General features: G+C 52.2%; 2 protein-coding genes. Both read left to right on the plus strand.

Annotated features, from left to right (window positions below; all coding sequences use genetic code 11):
- A partial coding sequence (locus tag D6694_07505; GenBank protein RMH42982.1) for a hypothetical protein occupies window positions 1–481 on the plus strand: 481 nt, incomplete at its 5' end.
- Window positions 482–547: 66 nt separating this feature from the next.
- The coding region (locus D6694_07510; GenBank protein ID RMH42983.1) for a DNA topoisomerase I at window positions 548–1,155 on the plus strand (608 nt) is incomplete at its 3' end.

The raw sequence follows: 1,155 nt of genomic DNA on the forward strand, positions 1-1,155 counted from the left end.
GCGAGAGGATGCCTACCAAAAACGAATTATCCGGCTGGGGAATGAGCTTTTAGCTGATTCCGATGAGGTTTTCAAGCCCGTTGCGGAACGCGATCTTGAATTTCGTTCGGAGAGCTTTTCGATGTCTCCAGCGGCTCACAGTGCAATGCAGAAAGACATCTCAGAGTTCAGAAACTTGCACGTAGCGAGGATGGCAGCAGAAATCCTCGCTATCCCCGGAGTCGGGCGAGTGGACGAACAAAAGCGGAACATCACTTTTGAACGTCCAAAAGGGCAGTATCGGCTAAACCTTGACATGCAGACGGGAACGCTGACAGTCACGGCTAAAGCCAGAAACGAAGTCATCTTGACTGCGGTAAATGGCGAAGTGCAGCACGGGTCATCAAAGGTTAGCGATCTAGATAAGCAAACCTTTACAGCGTTTCTTGGTGCGCTGAAAGAGCGGGCTAATCAAAAAGCTGTCGTTGGACAAGATCGCTAACTGTAAATGTTTCCAGTGGGGGCTGTTTAAGCCTTGTTCAATTATTCACTTTAGGTCTTTGATGCCATGAAACTGTTGATCGTAGAGTCGCCCAACAAGACTAAAACTATTGCTGGTTTCTTGGGGGCTGGCTGGTCTGTCAAGGCCAGCGTTGGGCATATTACCGAGCTGGCCAGTGATGGGGATGACAATCTAGGGTTCGATATTACAAAGTCTGGTGTGTCTTGCCGCTACGTTCCCAGAGGGGATCGAGGGGCGAAGGTCATTAAGGATTTGCGGGCACTGGCTCAAAAGGCAGAGATTGTTTATCTGGCTACTGACCCTGACCGGGAAGGGGAAAGCATCAGTTGGCACTTGAAAGAGCAACTGGGACTGGAAGACGGTCGATATCGACGCATCACCTACACCCAGATCACCGAGGCTGCGGTCAAGACGGCGATCGACCAGTCCCGCGATTTGGACATGGATTTGATTCGTGCCCAGTTTGCGCGGCAAACCCTAGATAAGCTGGTGGGCTTTAAGGCTTCTAGATTGGTGCAGCGGGCCAGCGCTGGGCAGGCGCGTTCTGCTGGTCGAGTGCAGTCCGCCGCGCTGCATATTGTTTGCCAGCGAGAGCGGGAGATCCAAGGGTTCAAGCCTGTTCCCTACTGGTCTGTGCAGGCGGAGTACAAAGA

This window comes from Gammaproteobacteria bacterium (assembly GCA_003696665.1).
Taxonomy (GTDB): Bacteria; Pseudomonadota; Gammaproteobacteria; order Enterobacterales.